This is a genomic window from Alteromonas salexigens (assembly GCF_025628895.1).
Lineage (GTDB): Bacteria > Pseudomonadota > Gammaproteobacteria > Enterobacterales > Alteromonadaceae > Alteromonas > Alteromonas salexigens.
The window spans coordinates 611297-628367 of the sequence record NZ_JAOTJC010000006.1 but is presented as its reverse complement, the minus strand read 5'-3'; the positions used below and the strand labels follow the sequence as shown (position 1 = coordinate 628367).

Genomic DNA, 17071 nt, shown 5'->3' with positions numbered 1-17071 from the left:
TGTCTCCCCTAGCGCCGTTTACGCCGCATACTACGGAAGAAACTCAACGCGAGTGATAGTGTCAGTAAAATCGCAAACACGTAAAAAAGAAATTGGGCGATTGCAGTGGCCGCACTTGCCGGCCCGCCGAAGCCGAAGATAGCCGCGATAATCGCAATAATTAAAAACACAATGGCCCAGGTTAACATGACTTTTCTCCTCGGCTACCTGGTGGCTGCAACACAGAGCTGCAGCCGTAGCCTACCTGTTATGACTGTAACTCTGACTTCATCTCGTCCGTGTAGCCGTCAGCCAGCTTTTCCTTTTCATTGTCGTTGAGTACCTGCCCGGCAACCGGGAAAAACTCCTGTTCTTCTTCGTCCAGGTGGTGCTCTACTTTTTCTTTGAGCGCTTTAAGGTGATGTAACCACGCAGGCGAACTCATATCTGTGTTGTCGAGTTTCTCTAATAGCTCATCAATCTCGTGATGCTCAGCCACTCCATGCCGGGACAATTCTACCGAGGCATCTTCATGCATCAGAGGGGAGTAGAAATGCCGCTCCTCGGCCACAGCATGACTTTCCAGCTGGTCTTTCAGCTCCTGATAATATTCCTGACGAGCCTGGGTATCGCCGCTCGTCTCGGCCAGTATCTTAAGCAACAAGCGTTGCTTTTCATGATCCTGACGTAGTGCTTCAAAAATCTTCATTGTGACTCTCCACGGGTTAAAATTAACTGTTTAAAGTACTGCGAAATGTGTACCACTATCATCGACTATTAACTTGCTGAAAAAGCGTAAGTTATTCTTTATTAAAGTTTTGTAATTGCTACCAGGCGGTAGCAATTACAGGATGACGGGTAGCTTTTCCCTAAAGCCCCTGGGAGACCATGGCCGACGCGAGACGTCGGAACGCGGCAATGTTTGCCCCGCGACTGTAATTAATCCAGCCATCATCCTGGCCTTCTTCTACACATTGTTCATGAATGGACTCCATAATGTCCTTCAGATCCTGCTCAAGGGTGCTAAAAGCGGTACGGCGGAAATTAGCATTTTGCGACATTTCCAGACTAGACAGTGCCACGCCTCCCGCGTTCGACGCTTTGCCGGGTACATAAGGAAGCCGGGCGTCGATGAAGACTGTCTGGGCTGCCTCCGTACACGGCATGTTGGCGCCTTCCAGTACATACTTGCAGCCGTTTTTCAGCAGTGTTTTTGCGTGTTCAGCGTCCAGTTCATTTTGTGTAGCGCAGGGCAGGGCGATATCGCAGGGGGTGTTCCAGGGCACAGCGTCCGGATGCCATTCGCCACCAAATTCTTGTTGCATGGCTTCGAGAATATTTTCGTGGTTAGCATCTTCCTGCATCGCCCAGTGGATCATCTGTTCTGTGATCCCGTCTTGGTATACGTAACAGCCGCGGCTATTCGACAACGTAAGAACTTGTCCTTGCAGCTGAATAGCTTTTTGTGCTGCGTGAAGGGCCACATTGCCGGCGCCGGAAATAACGACTCGTTTTCCTGCCATGGTATCTTCATGGGTGGCCAACACACATTGCAGGAAGAAGATGAGACCGTATCCTGTGGCTTCGGTGCGTACGTGACTGCCGCCGAATTCCAGTTCTTTACCCGTTATCGCGCCTTCGAAACGGTTTTCTAAGCGGCGGTAGGCGCCATATAAATAACCAATCTCACGGCCTCCCACATTAATATCGCCGGCGGGAACATCGGTATTCGCGCCAATGTGCCTGTGTAACTCCAACATAAATGCCTGACAGAACCGCATGATTTCATTATCAGAACGGCCCTTCGGATTGAAGTTACTTCCTCCTTTGGCGCCACCGATTGGCAATCCGGTCAGCGCGTTTTTAAACGTTTGCTCAAAGGCCAGAAACTTCAAAATAGAGGCGTTAACAGTAGGATGGAAGCGCAGGCCGCCTTTGTAGGGACCGATAAGCCCAGAATGCTGGACCCGCCAGCCCTGATGTATTTCTACTTCATCTTCGTCGTTGAACCAGGTGACATTGAAATGGATCACGCGCTCGGGGACGCACAACCGCGACAATACATCATAACGCTTAAAATCGTCATGCACCTGGTAGACAGGCAGCACGTCTTTGACGATTTCTTTTACCGCCTGTAAGTATTCGGGCTCGTTTGGGTAGCAGGCTTCCAGCCATGAAATTAGTGCATCGTACTGAGCGTCTTCTGCCATGTCACAGTTACCTTAAGTTTGTTCTAAAATTCAGACGTTTATACCTAACCGAGAAGCGCCGCGATCACTTATTCACTAATGGCGTCACTGTCCTCGCTTATCAGCACTTTGAGATTTTTATGACAGGTATCAATGATTAGTTCGTCGGCACGGTGAATTTCACCATCCAATGCATACTCCATTTCTTTTTCCAGCTTTACATGGATTTTTGCCGCCTGTTTGTGGCGTATACGATCTGACGACTTTTTGGCATCACCGGGCAATAAGACCAGCTCAGCCAATGACAAGAACTGTAGATCTGAGCTTTCCTGAGGTTCCAGCCAGGTAATGTCCAGCTTTCCGTCGGTAATATCAGGAACATCACCGCCTTGCGCGAGCGCTGTGGTTAACGGCGCAGCATTGGCAATTACCAGGCTGGGGGAGTGCAATGTTTCAAATTTGCCGTCGTCAAAGCTGACAAGAAACTGCTGCGTTTCATTGTTACTGATGGCGTCCCAAAGGCCCCGCAAGTAGGCAAACTGACCCCCGTCGTTCTTTTCATCCCGGTCGGCGCTGGCAATCATCTGTTGCTCAAAGCCGAGCGCCGCTACCAGTAACATCAGATTATTGTTGCAGGTGGCGGTATCAATGCGTGTCACATGGCTGTCCACAATTATGTCGCATGCAATACTCACGGGCATAATTTTGCTGGTGTAACCGTGCAAAACCTGACTAAGGGCATTGGCCGTGCCCAGAGGAATTAATCCGAGCGTCGCCTGAGTTCCTTCGATTGCTCTTGCCACCTCGGTAATTGTGCCGTCACCACCGCAGGCGACCACGACGTCGGCTCCCTGATTTACCGCCTTGTGTGCAAGCTGATCGGCGCCCACCGACTCTGTGGTCTCCAGCACGGTTACTTTGAAGTGGGGGTTAAGCTGGGCAAGAATATCGTCCTTTTCAACTTTCCATTTGCCGCCACCCGCAACAGGGTTGGCGATTAGGGTTAACCGTTTAGTGAGGCGCAACCGGCCCCCCTTTTTCACCTGCGAGAGTGCGGCGCGTTGATGTTTATTGAGCCGTGCTGTTTCACGGATTGACTGAATGTGATTCAGTGCATCCATCACTGACAGCGTTTCGTCCCTTGCCAGCAAATACGCGGCCATGACCAGTACAGAGCGTCCCCGACCCAGCGCACAGTGCACCACCACCTTATTGCCTGTGTCAATTTGCTGCTCTATCCAGTTGATGGCTGTATTCAGTTGTTCGGGTGTAGGGCTGGTGTGGTCAAGGACTGGAATGTTCAGGTAGTTAAAGTCGCCCTGGTAGGCTGTCCAGTCAAGGCCATCAAATTCAGCGGTAACATCGAGGATTGCGGATATGCCTTGGTCAGTGAGGGCTTCAACGTCACTACCAGACAATCGGCATGCTAAAAAAAGCTGATCATCTATTTTTTGCAGGGCCGGCACCTTGTCATGCTTTCGCGCCCAACTGTTATATGCCCCCGCGCCGAGTAAAAAAGGTATAAATACCCAGCGTACATAAAAAGGTATAGACCCGTCTTCGCGCTTTCGGAAAAGTTCCGGATAATTAAGCAGATAGGCACTACTTACTGCGATGAGAGAGAAGCACGTCCAGCCGAACAGGATCTTCAGTAACCAGTAGGGTATAAACCAGGTCAGTATTCCTGCAGCAATCGCACCCAGCACATACCACTTTACCATCTTCATTTATTCAACCTCCTTATTGATGATTGCCCGGTTAACTGAACTTATGTGCATATTCACTAGTACCAAAGTTACATTGTGTTCCAGCAGATCAACTATGCCAGAAATGACTGCCACGTCTTGCCGACAACTCGTTAACTTTATTTGGTTTCAAACCATTTGGTTGCTCGTAATCTTCTTTCAGTACGAGTACTTATGGGTTGTTGGACTACTCTTATTTGCTTTTTTTGTGGTTTGTCATGAACCGCGACGGGACGGCGTGCTGGTTATTTTGCTAGCGCTGCTGGGACTGACAACTGACAGTGTATTAACCATCGCGGGTGTATTTGAGTTTCCGGCGCCGGAATATGGGCTGCTTATACCCTGGTGGCTGGTGGCATTATGGGCGGCTTTTGCGGCGACGCTTCGCCATAGTTTGCGCTACTTTCGGTCGCGCTGGCTTTTAGCCATTCTCGGCGGGGCAGTATTCGGCCCGGTAAGTTATGCCGCAGGAGCTCGTTTGGGTGCTGTTGCATTCGGGTATGAATTAACAACCACACTGCTCATCCTGGCGTCCGTATGGGCGGTCGTTTTTCCGCTGTCGGTGTGGCTGAGTCAGTGGGTGGAATCTACCGCGATGATTAACAGGTTGTCCTCAAAAACGTAATAGGGAGAAATGTATGACGAAAACTGTATTTGTAACCGGTGGAAACCGGGGAATCGGTCTGGAGGTAGTGCGTGGCCTTGCTAAGGAAGGACATAAGGTGTTGCTGGGATGCAGAGATGAGGACAGTGGCAAAGAAGTGGTGCAGGACATCGTCGGCGGCGACGTACACGTTGTGGAGATTGCTCTGAATAATGAACAGGCGATAATTGACCCCTTTGTTCGTGCTGAAGCAGTGTACGGTCCGGTCGATATACTGATCAATAACGCCGGTGTGATGGAAGACAGTGACCTGAATGACCTGTCGCTGGACGCTTTCGATGCAGCGTTCCAGGTAAACGTAAAAGCGCCGCTGATTCTGATTAAACAGGTCTTGCCAGGGATGCGGAAGCGCGGTTTTGGACGCATAGTCAATGTGTCGTCTGGCTGGGGCTCTTTCTACGAAGGGATGGAAGGGCCACTGGCCTACGCGGTTAGCAAAGCGGCACTGAATGCACTTACTCTTAACGTTGCCCGCACCCTTGATGAAGAAGAAGATGTGGCGGTGAACAGCGTTTGTCCGGGGTGGGTGCATACCCGGATGGGTGGCAAAGACGCACCACGGTCACCCGAAAAGGGCGCCGAGTCTATCGTGTGGGCAGCGACTCAGGATAAAGGCGGCCCTAACGGTAAATTCATACGTGATAAGGAAGTGATTAACTGGTAGCTGTGCCAGGCTGACCTGTCTGGCTTGCGCGCCAGGCAGGAAACTCTGTGCTATCTGATATTTACCCGGCGTAAGCGGGGGGCTTACTTTGCTGATTCCACCACTTTCCCACTGTACTTTCCAAGCACCCGCGCAACGTCTTTAACAGACTGGTGTTTTTGCAGATTTACGACAATAGCAAAGCGCTTCTCCCGCACCGCATGGCGTACCGTGTTAATGATTTCTGTTCTGTCCGGTCTGAGCCCGATAAGCCCCGCGATAAACAACCCGATGAACAGCCCCGGGCTGATCAGTGCAATATAGGTAAACAGCGGGTTCTGTTGGGTAAGCGCTGGTCCGAATTGGGTCAGCACAAACGCAACAATAAGGCCTATCACCAGCCCGGCGCCGCCAAGCAACAGGTGCGCGTGCCACATCGACTTTCCTATCGGTGCACTGGGCCCTTCCAGTTTGCGGCTAAGCTTCTGGTCGCTGGGATTAACCACGGTTATTTGATCCCGGTTAACCGAGGTTTCGGAGGTTACTTTGCGAACTGACTTATTCGCCTGGTCTTCTGAGTCAAATACCGCGGCAACCTGGGTGTGTTGAGGAGAAATAATTGCCACACGGTCATTATGAAGGTCGGTCATGGTCTGAATAACTCCTGTCACGCAAGCCTTCGCTCGCGACTTTATGTCATGCATTTTGTTCTGGTAGCCCAATAGCGGGCGCTTCCACCAGATCGTTCTATACTTACGATAACTTTGTTACTGAATTGGTGGTGCCGATTACACCTGTCTGGGTTAAATAAGTTCAAGAATTATACCTGTCCCGCCAACATACTGATTCTTATGATCTTTAGCTTTACATACGAGATAGCGGTATCGATTAAGTCGTTAAAGTAGGGAAAGATTTCTTGTTAGCTTGAAAATATTTCCCAATACCGCGGAGAGCTTATATACCCTCAGCAGAAAAAGACTCTATGCTTATGAAATATATAGTGATTAATTAAATTTAGCAGGGGGCGATAGTTGGCCTTAGCCTTGCACTAGTCTAAAACAGACTGAAAACTGTGTTGTGTCAGACTACCAGGTTTTTTACAGCAACTGACAAGGAGACGAGGATGACAGCGTCGCTAGCTATCATTTACCATCACGACCAGGGTGTTAATACTGATCGTGCCACCTCGCAACTGGTAAGTGGTATCCACAGCCAGGGTGTAGAAACGCAGGTTTTTAGCACCGTGGACGCCGTACATCATGTTGACGCTCTGGACAGTTTCGATGGCATGGCGTTTGGCGCTGCTACCGGGAATGAGTCGGTAATTTCGGCAATGCAGTCTTTGGCGGGCGCATGTTATAGCAAATCGCTCAGTGGCGCCTGGCGCGACAAATTAGCCACCGGATTCACGGCCTCGTCATGGAATAGCCATGCGCTTAATGCAATGCTTGAGTTTTCATTATTCAGCGCCCGGTTCAATATGATTTGGGTTCCGGCTTTGGACACTGACTATGCAACGTCGTTAGGTGCCAGTAGTCGCGATCTTGAGCATGGTGATTTTACTCTCGCAAACAGTCTGAATCATGAAGCATCGTTCCAACAAGGCCAGCGTCTGGGTCAGATGGCCAAGCAATGGAAGCCTGACTACTGATTAAACCCCATGTCACAGGCTTCTTTAGGAATTACGCGCAAGAGAGCAGGCCGAGGCTTTGCTTTTTACTATGAATCAGGCAATAAAATAACCTCGGAGCGGGTGCTCCGCAGGATTAAAAAATTGGTTATTCCCCCCAACTGGCAAGCTGTCCAAATCGCTCGCGATCCCTCCGCAGATTTACAAGCAACCGGCGTAGATGCCAAGGGCCGTAAACAATATCTGTACCACGAAAACTGGCATCGTCAGCGTCAGCAGGAAAAGTTTAACAAACTTTCCGCCTTTGGTGCGCTGTTACCCGAGTTCAGGAACCGGTGCTGGCATTGGGTAGAGGGCAGTGACTGGTCGTTGGAGCGCAGTTTGGCACTGGTATGCTTACTGTTAGATCACACTGGTTTGCGAGCAGGCAACCGGCAGTACACACAGCAAAACCAAACCTATGGGTTAACCACACTTCGCCGCAAACACTTTGTGGAAGATGACGACACCGTGCGGCTGACATTTGTGGGAAAACATAACAAAGCCCGCGACGTCTCTATAGAAGATCCCCGGTTGGCAGAGCTGGTGTCAGAATGTGCTGAAGCCCGCGGTTACGCGTTATTCCGCTATACCGATCCCCAAGGGCGCTGGCACGATATTGACAGTGACGACGTAAACGCCTTTATTCACGAACATATGAGTGATGAGTTCAGTTGTAAGGATTTTCGCACCTGGGCGGCCAGCCGGTATGCACTATTTAGCCTACCTACATTGGAGCAACACTTAGCCGCGAACCGCCGTCGCAAGTGGCCTGCCACTCTGACCAGACATGTCGCGAAAATGTTAGGTAATACGCCATCAGTTTGCCGCCAATATTACCTTCATCCGAAATTGTATGAAGGCGTAGAGTGCGAAAATAAGCGTGGCAGGCTGCTTCAGCAGGTACGTAATTCGATTACAGAAGATACACTGAATGATCGTGCCATCGCCGCCACTGAAAAGCTTCTTGCTCAAGTAATTTCTTCTGAATAATGTTAATAATAAAACTTCAGTTAATTTAATTATAAGTGATGTTTTTATCTCTTTTCCTGCCCCTCTTAGCACGTGTAAGTCTTTTTCAGGATGTGTTTTTATAATTTCAATGCCTATTATTTTCAGTTGGTTATAAAATCGTTTTGTCAAAAATGGTTGTTTTAGGCTGTTTATGGAGAAAGGCTCTGAAACATCTTATTAGTTCATGTTGTGTATGTTTTGCGGTTGAAAAAGCCAAACGAAACCCGATATAATTAGAGCTCTAATGATTAACGGTCTATGTATTCCGGAACGGAAACTGAACCGCCAAACTTAGCAAAGGGGTGCATACATACATGCAAATTGAAGGTTACATTTCACTGGCGATTTATTTTCTGGCCATGCTGGGCATAGGGTTATTTGCCTACCGTCAGTCTACCAGTGATATTTCTGGCTACATCTTAGGTGGTCGGCAGGTCAGCCCGCAGGTTACTGCGCTGTCCGCGGGGGCATCCGATATGAGTGGCTGGATGTTGATGGGGTTGCCGGGGGCGATGTATTTAACCGGTTTTGACGCCATGTATATTGCGATTGGTTTACTGGCAGGTGCCTTAGCCAACTATTTACTGGTCGCGCCAAAATTGCGGGTTTATACCGAAATGGCTGACGACTCGTTAACAGTTCCTGAGTTTTTCGCCAAACGTTTTGGCGACGCCAGCGCGACAGTCAGAATGGTGTCGGCAGCAATTATTGTGATGTTCTTCACGCTTTATACTTCCGCAGGTCTGGTGGCAGGGGGCAAGCTATTTGAAAGTGCCTTTTCTGTTCAGTACCAGTGGGGGCTCATCATTACGTTAGGCGTGGTTGTGTCATACACCCTGTTAGGTGGTTTTCTTGCGGTAAGCATGACTGACTTTGTACAGGGCTGCATTATGTTTGTGGCACTCATATTGGTGCCAGTGGTGGCGTTTACCGAGTTTGACAGTTTGTCGCAAATGAACGCGGCGGCAGGTGAGTCGGTGCCAGGGCTGTTTGAGTCGTGGGAAGCCATTAGCATAGTGGGCTTGTTATCCAGTCTCGCATGGGGGCTGGGCTATTTTGGTCAGCCGCACATTATTGTGCGTTTTATGGCTATCCGCTCGGTGAAAGCGGTTAGTACCGCGCGAAACATTGGTATGTCATGGATGCTGGTCACCATCATAGGTGCACTGGGGACGGGATTCGTTGGCATAGCGTATGCAAATCAATTTGGGTTACAAGTGGATGATCCCGAGACCATATTTATTTTGTTCTCACAACTTCTGTTTCATCCATTAATTAGCGGTTTCCTCATGGCAGCAATTTTAGCCGCCATTATGAGTACGATTTCTTCTCAACTGCTGGTATCTGCCAGTTCGTTGACTGAGGATATTTACCGCGTTGTTTCAAATAAAGAAGTTGACGAAAAGAAAACCGTAACCATCGGGCGGTTTGGCGTGGCAGGTGTGGCAGTAGTTGCACTGCTGCTTGCAATGGACTCGTCAAATACCATTCTGTCGCTGGTGAGCAACGCATGGGCAGGATTTGGCGCAGCTTTTGGTCCATTGGTGCTGTTTAGTCTGTATAAGAAGAACTTGACGCACAAAGCCGCGCTGGCAGGAATTATTAGTGGCGCTGTAACGGTACTGGTATGGATTTATGCGCCTGTTTTAGCAGACGGGCAAACGCTTAGCAGCGTAATTTACGAAATTGTACCAGGATTTATTGTCAGTTCAGTCACTCTTTGGCTGGTATCTGCGTGGGACCGGTCGCCGTCACAAGACGTGCAGGCCACGTTCACGCAAGCCACTGAAGAACTAGCGAATCAACAAGCGTAAGGTGATATAAAGATATGAGTTTTCCAAACTGGGAACGGGTAGTAATTAAAGTTGGTAGTGCACTGATTGCTCCCAATAAACAAGGTTGTAGCAGTCATTATTTACTGAGCATCGCGCAATTTATCGTGCGCTGCCGGGCTAATGGCACCCAGGTGGTCCTGGTGTCCTCTGGTTCAGTGGCCGCGGGTGCGCACCTGTTCGATGAGGAAGAAAAAACAAATATTGCAGTTAAAAAAGCCATGGCTGCTGCGGGTCAGACAGAAATGATGTCAACATGGGATAGATTATTCGATTTCCCTTCTGCACAGATCCTGCTTACTCACGCCGATCTGCGTGATCGCGAAAGGTATGTGAGTGTGCGGGAGACCATCGACACGCTGTTAGACCATGAAATATTGCCAATCATCAATGAGAACGACACGGTAACAACCGATAAGCTCAAAGTAGGTGATAACGACAACTTGTCAGCCATGGTGGCTTCCGCCGCCGAAGCTGATGCATTGATCATCTGTTCGGACATCGACGGGCTCTACAATAAGAACCCCCATGAGCATGATGATGCGGAAATGCTAAAAGAAGTGAACAGTATTGATGAAAGTATTTACGCTATGGCCGGTGGCGCAGCCGCCGACGGCGTAGGTACCGGCGGCATGCGTACCAAGATCGAAGCTGCTGAGAAGGCAATTTCGCACGGTATCGATACGTACATTATTAATGGATTCACTGAGCTGTCGTTTAACATGTTGTTAGACGGGAAGAATCCGGGTACGCATTTCCAGCCGTACGACAAACCAATGCAGGAAAACGTGCATTGGATGCGACATACCTCAAACGCACAGGGTGAGGTCATTGTAGAGAGTGATTTTGCGGCATCGCTGGAAAACGATGCCGAGCAGCTAACAAGTAGCGAAATAATTGGTGTACGGGGCGAGTTCTCCGTAGGCGATACCATTTTGGTTCGAAAAGACGATGGAACCAAACTGGTTAAAGCGAAATCGAATTACAGTAGCTGTCTGTTGAATTTCATTGCGAAACAGGACAGCGAAGAATTCGCGACCGAGTTTGAAGAAAAAACCGGCCCAATTATTTCAGAACAGCATATCGCAAATTTGGAGAAAGAATGAGTTTAATAACTGATTTATCAAGAGAAGCAAAAGCCGCAGCAAAAACGCTGGCAGTGCTTGATGAAGCGAAGAAAAATGCGGTTTTGAAAGACATGGCCGAAGCTATTCGCAGCCATACGCAAGGCATTATCGACGTGAATACCAAAGAAGTAGCACGCGCCAAAGAGAATAACCTGGACGCGGCCATGATTGACCGCCTGATTCTGGATGCAGATCGCATTGAAGACATGGCGCAGGGTATTGAAACCATCATTGAGCTGGAAGATCCGGTAGGTAAAACCCGCTCACTGGGCAAGCGTCCGAACGGTATTGATATTCGTAAAATGCGCATTCCGCTTGGCGTAGTGTGCATGATTTACGAAGCCCGTCCCAACGTGACCGCTGATGCGGGTGCGTTGTGCTTCAAATCGGGTAACGCAGTCATCCTACGCGGCGGTAAAGAAGCACTGGATACCAGTCTGGCGATTGCCGGCTTGTTACAGGATGTATTAGTGAAGCACGACCTGCCGAAAGCGCTAATTACCGTGGTTCCAAATCCGGATCGTGCGTTGATGCAGGAACTTATGGAACAGCGGGATTACATCGACGTTATTATTCCTCGTGGCGGCGAAGGTCTGATTAATTACGTCACTGACAACGCCAAGGTGCCGGTAATCCAGCACTTTAAAGGTGTGTGTCACCTGTATGTAGATAAAGACGCTGACCTCGACAACGCCATGGAGTTGTTGCTAAACGGCAAGACCCAACGGACCGGCGTGTGTAATGCGCTTGAAGGCTTGATTGTTCACCAGGCCGTGGCCGATGACTTCCTGCCACGGGTAGCGGAAGCCTTTAAAGAAAAGGGCGTTAAAGTGCACGTCAACGAAGCGGGCGCATCGTACTTTGATGGTGCCGACGTAATTGGTGAAGACGGTTACGGTGAAGAGTACCTGGGTCTGGAAATCGCAATTCGCGTGGTAGATGACATGGATATGGCGTTGGAACACATTAACCAGTTTGGTAGTTTCCATACCGAAGTAATTTCCACGCAGGATACGGCCGCTGCAGAACGCTTCCAGCGCACCGTCGATGCAGCTGTGGTGATGGTTAACGCGTCATCGCGCTTCTCTGACGGTAGCCAGCTTGGCCTGGGCGCTGAAATTGGTATAGCGACCACCAAGCTACATGCTTACGGACCTATGGGGCTGGAGTCTCTGACCACGGAGAAATACCTGGTAAACGGGGAAGGTCAGATCCGTTCGTAGCTGGTCGGCATTGTTCCTCAGGGTCGCATGATCCATAATACCAACACCGGGCACTTGCCCGGTGTTTTTATTTGTAAAACCATAAGTTACCTGAGGATAAACATTAATGAATTATGACATCAACGCGCTATGGCAAGAGGTAAGCGCCTTTATGCTTGATTACAAGCTGCTTACGTCTGTGGTTGCTGTCATCGTCTTGCATCTGACTAAACGCCTTATCCTCAGAGTCATCAAAAAACAAAGTTCTAAGAAAGGTGAAGATCGTCGTAATCAGATAAACATACTGGAACAACTTGGCAACGCCTTCATTCTGGTTGCCCTGATGCTGATATGGTCATCTGAAATTCAGACACTGGCCATTTCTATCGCGGCTTTCATGGTCGCCATCGTGCTGGCCACCCGGGAGTTTATTCAGTGTTTTATGGGCTTTATTTATTATCTGGGCGCGCGCCCGTTCCGGGTAGGTGACTGGATCCAGATGAATAATATTGTCGGCGAAGTCGTCGAAATGGACTGGGCGAAAACCGCATTGCTAGAGGTCGACCACGAGTCTTTTAATTACACCGGTAAGCACGTTTACGTGCCTAACAGTCAGCTGGTGACGCAGACCGTGCGTAACCTGAATTTTCTCCGTCGCTATAAAATTCACACCTTTGAAATTGTCAATGAACCCACCGTGAACCCTTATCGAATTTTACCGGCATTCTCTGCCCGTGCGCAGGCTCACTGTGAGTACTTCCGGGATGTGGCAGAACGATACAAAGGCTTGATAGAACGTCACCTTGAGCAGGAATTTATTCAGATAGATCCTGAAATTGGTATTGAAACCAACGAGTTGGCGAAGGTGGTGGTATTTGTATCAATATTTTGTCCTACCACCGAAGCTTTCGAGTTGCAGTCTAAAATAAGTTCAGACTGGATGAGCCTGTGGTTTCGTGCAGTTAAAGAAGACGAAGAACATTTGCGCACGCTGGATGAAACGCCGCCTCCCCCTGCTGGGGACTAACACAGCTATAGTACGTGCCAGTCTCTGCGTTGTGTGAAGTGACTTTCCAGAAAGCTCATTTGGTCTGCCAGTATACGCCGGTTCATGAGATAGAAGCGTTCATACAGATTTGGCCTGAACGGAACCGCCAATAGGGGCATATGCGCTTCCTCTGGCGTTTGCGCGCCTTTAGCGTGATTACACCGGGAACACGCAGTAGCCACGTTAGTCCAGCTATCCTTTCCCCCCCGTGAACGTGGCAAGATATGATCTCGGGTAAGTTGAGAGGGCGGAAAAGGGTGACCACAGTACAGACAAAGGTAGTTGTCGCGGCGGAACAAAAACCGGTTGGTCAGGGCGATTTTACCATTCACATCGGTGACTTTACCGGTACAGGCAATGATAGACGCCAGCCGCAGGGTACTTTGCACGCCATCGCGGTTCCAGCCGCCGTGCAAGGTGAAGGCGTCGGAGCCTAGCTCAAACAACACTTTTTCCTGGCAATATAAGCGCGCGGCATGTTCAGGGTGGATCCACTCCTGCGGCATACCAGCTTTATTTAATCGTAATACCAGCATAAACACTCACTTTGCGTGACGGTGTAACTTAAGCATACCTACTTTTATGACAAAGTGATGAAAAATTGTACTTTTTGCGAAAAAAAGTCATCCTGAAACAGGTAATTGAGTATCAGCAGAGGTCGCCTCGCGCCATCGTACCAAGCGCCCGCTATTCGGACTCCTGTAATTCCCGGTACGTCCGGATACTACGGTCGGTTGCGGCCATTTTCTTTGCCAACCAGCTACATTTGCTAATGGTATTCGTGCTTTTTCATCGCTATACTATGCGCCGCGTTTAAAAGCGATAAATAAGATTGACATTTAAAGGACATATAGTGACTCCTATTACAAAATCATTTCAGTATGGACAGCATACTGTCACCCTGGAAACCGGCGTAATCGCCCGCCAGGCAACGGCTGCAGTTATGGCCAGCATGGACGACACCGCAGTACTGGTTACTGTTGTTGGTAAAAAAGAAGCCAAGCCAGACCAGAGCTTCTTCCCGCTGACTGTGAACTATCAGGAAAAAACCTACGCCGCGGGTAAAATCCCAGGCGGATTCTTCAAGCGTGAAGGGCGCCCGTCTGAGGCTGAAACCCTGACTGCCCGTTTGATCGACCGTCCAATTCGTCCGCTGTTTCCGGAAGGTTTCAAGAACGAAGTACAGGTTGTTATCACGGTTGTTTCTGCAAACCCGGATATTCCTACTGACATCGTATCGATGATTGGTACGTCAGCGGCGCTGGCTATCTCTGGCATTCCGTTCAATGGCCCAATTGGTGCGGCGCGTGTTGGCTTCACGAACGGTGAATACCTGCTGAATACCCGTGCATCAGAGCAAGAAAACAGTGAACTGGACCTGGTTGTTGCCGGTACAGAAAGTGCTGTACTGATGGTTGAGTCAGAAGCCAACGTGCTGTCTGAAGACACCATGCTGGGCGCCGTTATGTACGGCCATGAGCAAATGCAGACAGTGGTAAATGCTGTTAAAGAATTTGCCTCAGAAGTAGAAATTGATAAGTGGGATTGGCAGCCTGAAGCCGAAAACACTGAACTGAAAGACAAGATCAAGGCGCTTGCTGAGTCAGGTATGACTGAGGCCTATCAAATTTCAGACAAAATGGCGCGTAAAGACGCGGTTACCGCAGTGACCGAAAAAGCACTGGCGCAAATCGTGGAAGCGAACCCAGAGCAAGACGAGAAAGAAGTACTCGACCTGCTGCATGAGCTGGAAAGCGACGTAGTACGCTCACGCATTCTGTCTGGCGAGCCGCGTATCGACGGACGTGACCCGGCCATGGTGCGTGCACTGAATGTGGCCACTGGCGTATTGCCGCGCACCCACGGTTCGGCGCTGTTTACCCGTGGTGAAACACAAGCCCTGGTTGCTGCCACACTGGGTACAGAGCGTGATGCTCAGATGATTGATGAGCTGGCCGGAAAACGTGACAGTCGCTTCATGCTGCATTACAACTTCCCTCCATACTGTGTGGGTGAAACCGGCATGATGGGCTCACCGAAGCGTCGTGAAATTGGTCACGGTCGTCTCGCTAAGCGCGGTATCCAGGCCGTTATGCCGAGCGAAGAAGAATTCCCGTATGTGGTACGTGTTGTTTCTGAAATCACCGAGTCGAATGGTTCGTCTTCTATGGCATCTGTGTGCGGTACTTCACTTGCGCTGATGGATGCGGGTGTACCTATCAAGGCATCTGTAGCAGGTATTGCTATGGGTCTGGTGAAGAGTGACGACAACTTCGTGGTACTGTCTGACATTCTGGGTGATGAAGATCACCTGGGTGATATGGACTTTAAAGTTGCCGGTACTACCGACGGTATCACTGCGCTGCAGATGGATATCAAAATTGAAGGTATCACCAAAGAAATCATGCAGAAGGCACTGAAGCAGGCGAAAGAAGCCCGTCTGCATATCCTGTCTGTTATGGACGAAGCGATTGGTGGTCACCGTGACGAGCTAAGTGAATTTGCTCCTCGCATCTATACCATGAAAATCGATCAGGACAAGATCCGCGACGTGATTGGTAAAGGTGGTGCAATGATCCGCCAGATTACCGAAGAGTCTGATACCAACATCGAAATTGAAGATGACGGTACCATTAAAATCTTCGCTACTGAGCGTGCTAAAGCGGATATCGCGATTGGCAAAATTGAAGACGTGACAGCAGAAATCGAAGTAGGCAAAACCTACCACGGTAAAGTGACACGTATTGTTGATTTCGGTGCGTTTGTTGAAGTGCTGCCTGGCAAAGAAGGTCTGGTACACATTTCACAAATCGCTCACGAGCGCGTGAACAAGGTCAGTGACTATCTGTCAGAAGGCCAAATGATTGACGTGAAAGTGATGGAAATTGATCGCCAGAATCGTGTTCGCCTGAGCATCAAAGAACTGCTGGAAAAACCTGCGCCTAAGTCTGACGACGGCGAGTAAGGTTATTTCACAGCCGGCCTGAGGGCCTGCAAATAAGCAATAAAAGGGAGCCTGGCTCCCTTTTTTCATATCGGGAGAAAAAGATGGATAAACAAACCCAAACTGAAGTGGAAGCCGCGGTATTTCGGCGCTTGGTTGAGCACCTGGATGCTAACAAAGATGTCCAGAATATAGATTTAATGATACTGGCTGATTTCTGCCGGAATTGTCTTGCTAAATGGTATGTATCGGCGGCCGCAGACGAAGGGGAGGAGCTCGACTATGAAGCGGCCCGTGAAGTCATCTACAAGATGCCGTATCAGGAATGGAAAGCCAATCACCAGTTACCGGCAACACAGGCACAGCTGGACAAGCTGGCCGAACGTCAGCAGCGCAAGTAACTGTTATAAAAGCAGCGCTGGTAGATTTGCAGCACACAGGTGTGTGCTGCCATTATTGCTGTTAGCCGTTAACCGGCTTTCTGGGTGGGATGGGTGTAGCGAAAAGCATGGGGTAACAATTCGCCCACTGTAGTCTGTTGCGTGGTGCCACTACGGGTAACCAGAATTACCGGTACAGAATCATCTGCAAATTCAGCAATTTTCTGGCGGCACCCGCCGCAGGGATAGCAAGGCTCGTTGGTAGGTGACTGGATCACAACCGCGTCCAGGCGCGAACCACCCTCGGTGATCATATTGCCAATTGCCGTTGCTTCGGCGCACTGCCCAAGCGGATAAGCGGTATTTTCTACGTTACAGCCAGCATGAACTGTTCCGCTGGTAGATAGTACGGCGGCACCCACCTTAAACCCGGAATAGGGCGCATGCGCATTTTTTTGTGCTGACTCAGCTTCCTGTATGAGTGTCGTCAGTGTAGTCTTTTTCATTTTTCGCCTCGTTTTGCTCCGGTTGCGCTTTACAATAAAAGCCAAATGCGCCATGGTTGGCGGCAATCGTCGCCCGACATTGAATTCAGGCGGGAGCCAGACTGTTCTTATTAGGTGGCCTCATTTTTA

The 17071-nt window shown here is 49.5% G+C and carries 17 protein-coding genes; 10 read left to right on the top strand and 7 right to left on the bottom strand.

Annotation, left to right across the window (positions count from 1 at the left end; translation table 11 throughout):
- Positions 1-8 precede the first annotated feature (8 nt).
- The 4 genes from OCL06_RS06855 to OCL06_RS06840 form a co-directional block, all read right to left on the bottom strand.
- Positions 9-188 carry a DUF1328 family protein gene (locus tag OCL06_RS06855; protein ID WP_262992990.1) on the bottom strand — a complete coding sequence of 60 codons (180 nt, stop codon included), beginning with the start codon at positions 186-188 and terminating at the stop codon, positions 9-11.
- Between the two features lie 59 nt (positions 189-247).
- Complete coding sequence (locus OCL06_RS06850) at positions 248-688, bottom strand: hemerythrin domain-containing protein (RefSeq protein ID WP_262992989.1); 441 nt, start codon at positions 686-688, stop codon at positions 248-250.
- 160 nt (positions 689-848) lie between these two features.
- Positions 849-2189 (bottom strand): NADP-specific glutamate dehydrogenase, encoded by a 1341-nt coding sequence (gene gdhA, locus OCL06_RS06845; protein WP_262992988.1) that lies wholly within the window; start codon positions 2187-2189, stop codon positions 849-851.
- A gap of 68 nt (positions 2190-2257) precedes the next feature.
- On the bottom strand, positions 2258-3895 hold the full coding sequence (locus OCL06_RS06840; protein WP_262992987.1) for a diacylglycerol kinase family protein: 1638 nt from the start codon (positions 3893-3895) through the stop codon (positions 2258-2260).
- A 94-nt stretch (positions 3896-3989) separates the two neighbouring features.
- Between OCL06_RS06840 and OCL06_RS06835 the strand changes: the two genes are divergently transcribed.
- Both OCL06_RS06835 and OCL06_RS06830 read left to right on the top strand, forming a co-directional pair.
- Positions 3990-4538, top strand: a complete 549-nt coding sequence (locus tag OCL06_RS06835) for a DUF2878 domain-containing protein (protein WP_262992986.1) — start codon at positions 3990-3992, stop codon at positions 4536-4538.
- Positions 4539-4551: 13 nt separating this feature from the next.
- Positions 4552-5241: an SDR family NAD(P)-dependent oxidoreductase gene (locus tag OCL06_RS06830; RefSeq protein WP_262992985.1), complete on the top strand. Its 690-nt coding sequence runs from the start codon at positions 4552-4554 to the stop codon at positions 5239-5241.
- Between the two features lie 83 nt (positions 5242-5324).
- Here OCL06_RS06830 and OCL06_RS06825 read toward each other — a convergent pair whose 3' ends face one another.
- A complete protein-coding gene (locus tag OCL06_RS06825; protein ID WP_262992984.1) occupies positions 5325-5870 on the bottom strand; it encodes a hypothetical protein in 546 nt (181 codons plus the stop codon).
- Positions 5871-6343: 473 nt separating this feature from the next.
- Between OCL06_RS06825 and OCL06_RS06820 the strand changes: the two genes are divergently transcribed.
- The 6 genes from OCL06_RS06820 (at position 6344) to OCL06_RS06795 (ending at position 13091) form a co-directional block, all read left to right on the top strand.
- Positions 6344-6871 carry a flavodoxin family protein gene (locus tag OCL06_RS06820; RefSeq protein ID WP_262992983.1) on the top strand — a complete coding sequence of 176 codons (528 nt, stop codon included), beginning with the start codon at positions 6344-6346 and terminating at the stop codon, positions 6869-6871.
- Between the two features lie 9 nt (positions 6872-6880).
- Positions 6881-7882 carry a DNA topoisomerase IB gene (locus OCL06_RS06815; protein WP_373318450.1) on the top strand — a complete coding sequence of 334 codons (1002 nt, stop codon included), beginning with the start codon at positions 6881-6883 and terminating at the stop codon, positions 7880-7882.
- 335 nt (positions 7883-8217) lie between these two features.
- Entirely contained in the window at positions 8218-9717 is a 1500-nt protein-coding gene (gene putP, locus OCL06_RS06810) for a sodium/proline symporter PutP (RefSeq protein ID WP_262992981.1), read from the top strand.
- A gap of 14 nt (positions 9718-9731) precedes the next feature.
- A complete protein-coding gene (gene proB / locus OCL06_RS06805) occupies positions 9732-10841 on the top strand; it encodes a glutamate 5-kinase (protein ID WP_262992980.1) in 1110 nt (369 codons plus the stop codon).
- Complete coding sequence (locus OCL06_RS06800) at positions 10838-12085, top strand: glutamate-5-semialdehyde dehydrogenase (protein ID WP_262992979.1); 1248 nt, start codon at positions 10838-10840, stop codon at positions 12083-12085. The genes proB and OCL06_RS06800 overlap by 4 nt, the downstream gene beginning before the upstream one ends.
- A gap of 106 nt (positions 12086-12191) precedes the next feature.
- Positions 12192-13091 carry a mechanosensitive ion channel family protein gene (locus OCL06_RS06795; protein WP_262992978.1) on the top strand — a complete coding sequence of 300 codons (900 nt, stop codon included), beginning with the start codon at positions 12192-12194 and terminating at the stop codon, positions 13089-13091.
- Between the two features lie 5 nt (positions 13092-13096).
- Here OCL06_RS06795 and OCL06_RS06790 read toward each other — a convergent pair whose 3' ends face one another.
- Positions 13097-13648 carry an HNH endonuclease gene (locus OCL06_RS06790; RefSeq protein ID WP_262992977.1) on the bottom strand — a complete coding sequence of 184 codons (552 nt, stop codon included), beginning with the start codon at positions 13646-13648 and terminating at the stop codon, positions 13097-13099.
- Positions 13649-13965: 317 nt separating this feature from the next.
- On the opposite strand from OCL06_RS06790, the gene pnp reads away from it, so the two are divergent.
- Together pnp and OCL06_RS06780 are read left to right on the top strand one after the other, a co-directional pair.
- Positions 13966-16077 carry a polyribonucleotide nucleotidyltransferase gene (gene pnp / locus OCL06_RS06785; RefSeq protein WP_262992976.1) on the top strand — a complete coding sequence of 704 codons (2112 nt, stop codon included), beginning with the start codon at positions 13966-13968 and terminating at the stop codon, positions 16075-16077.
- A gap of 83 nt (positions 16078-16160) precedes the next feature.
- Entirely contained in the window at positions 16161-16457 is a 297-nt protein-coding gene (locus OCL06_RS06780) for a DUF1244 domain-containing protein (protein WP_262992975.1), read from the top strand.
- A 68-nt stretch (positions 16458-16525) separates the two neighbouring features.
- On the opposite strand, the gene OCL06_RS06775 is transcribed toward OCL06_RS06780, so the two are convergent.
- Positions 16526-16942, bottom strand: coding sequence for a cytidine deaminase (locus tag OCL06_RS06775; protein ID WP_373318449.1), 417 nt, complete (start codon positions 16940-16942; stop codon positions 16526-16528).
- Positions 16943-17071 lie beyond the last annotated feature (129 nt).

What these genes read in the sequence shown, in the direction of transcription:
- OCL06_RS06795 (WP_262992978.1), top strand. Translation starts at nt 12,192, where the DNA reads ATGAATTATGACATCAACGCGCTATGGCAAGAGGTAAGCGCCTTTATG.
- putP (WP_262992981.1), top strand. Translation starts at nt 8,218, where the DNA reads ATGCAAATTGAAGGTTACATTTCACTGGCGATTTATTTTCTGGCCATG.
- OCL06_RS06850 (WP_262992989.1), bottom strand. Translation starts at nt 688, where the DNA reads ATGAAGATTTTTGAAGCACTACGTCAGGATCATGAAAAGCAACGCTTG.
- OCL06_RS06820 (WP_262992983.1), top strand. Translation starts at nt 6,344, where the DNA reads ATGACAGCGTCGCTAGCTATCATTTACCATCACGACCAGGGTGTTAAT.
- proB (WP_262992980.1), top strand. Translation starts at nt 9,732, where the DNA reads ATGAGTTTTCCAAACTGGGAACGGGTAGTAATTAAAGTTGGTAGTGCA.
- OCL06_RS06835 (WP_262992986.1), top strand. Translation starts at nt 3,990, where the DNA reads ATGCCAGAAATGACTGCCACGTCTTGCCGACAACTCGTTAACTTTATT.
- OCL06_RS06775 (WP_373318449.1), bottom strand. Translation starts at nt 16,942, where the DNA reads ATGAAAAAGACTACACTGACGACACTCATACAGGAAGCTGAGTCAGCA.
- OCL06_RS06815 (WP_373318450.1), top strand. Translation starts at nt 6,881, where the DNA reads ATGTCACAGGCTTCTTTAGGAATTACGCGCAAGAGAGCAGGCCGAGGC.
- OCL06_RS06800 (WP_262992979.1), top strand. Translation starts at nt 10,838, where the DNA reads ATGAGTTTAATAACTGATTTATCAAGAGAAGCAAAAGCCGCAGCAAAA.
- OCL06_RS06825 (WP_262992984.1), bottom strand. Translation starts at nt 5,870, where the DNA reads ATGACCGACCTTCATAATGACCGTGTGGCAATTATTTCTCCTCAACAC.
- OCL06_RS06780 (WP_262992975.1), top strand. Translation starts at nt 16,161, where the DNA reads ATGGATAAACAAACCCAAACTGAAGTGGAAGCCGCGGTATTTCGGCGC.
- OCL06_RS06840 (WP_262992987.1), bottom strand. Translation starts at nt 3,895, where the DNA reads ATGAAGATGGTAAAGTGGTATGTGCTGGGTGCGATTGCTGCAGGAATA.
- OCL06_RS06790 (WP_262992977.1), bottom strand. Translation starts at nt 13,648, where the DNA reads ATGCTGGTATTACGATTAAATAAAGCTGGTATGCCGCAGGAGTGGATC.
- OCL06_RS06855 (WP_262992990.1), bottom strand. Translation starts at nt 188, where the DNA reads ATGTTAACCTGGGCCATTGTGTTTTTAATTATTGCGATTATCGCGGCT.
- gdhA (WP_262992988.1), bottom strand. Translation starts at nt 2,189, where the DNA reads ATGGCAGAAGACGCTCAGTACGATGCACTAATTTCATGGCTGGAAGCC.
- OCL06_RS06830 (WP_262992985.1), top strand. Translation starts at nt 4,552, where the DNA reads ATGACGAAAACTGTATTTGTAACCGGTGGAAACCGGGGAATCGGTCTG.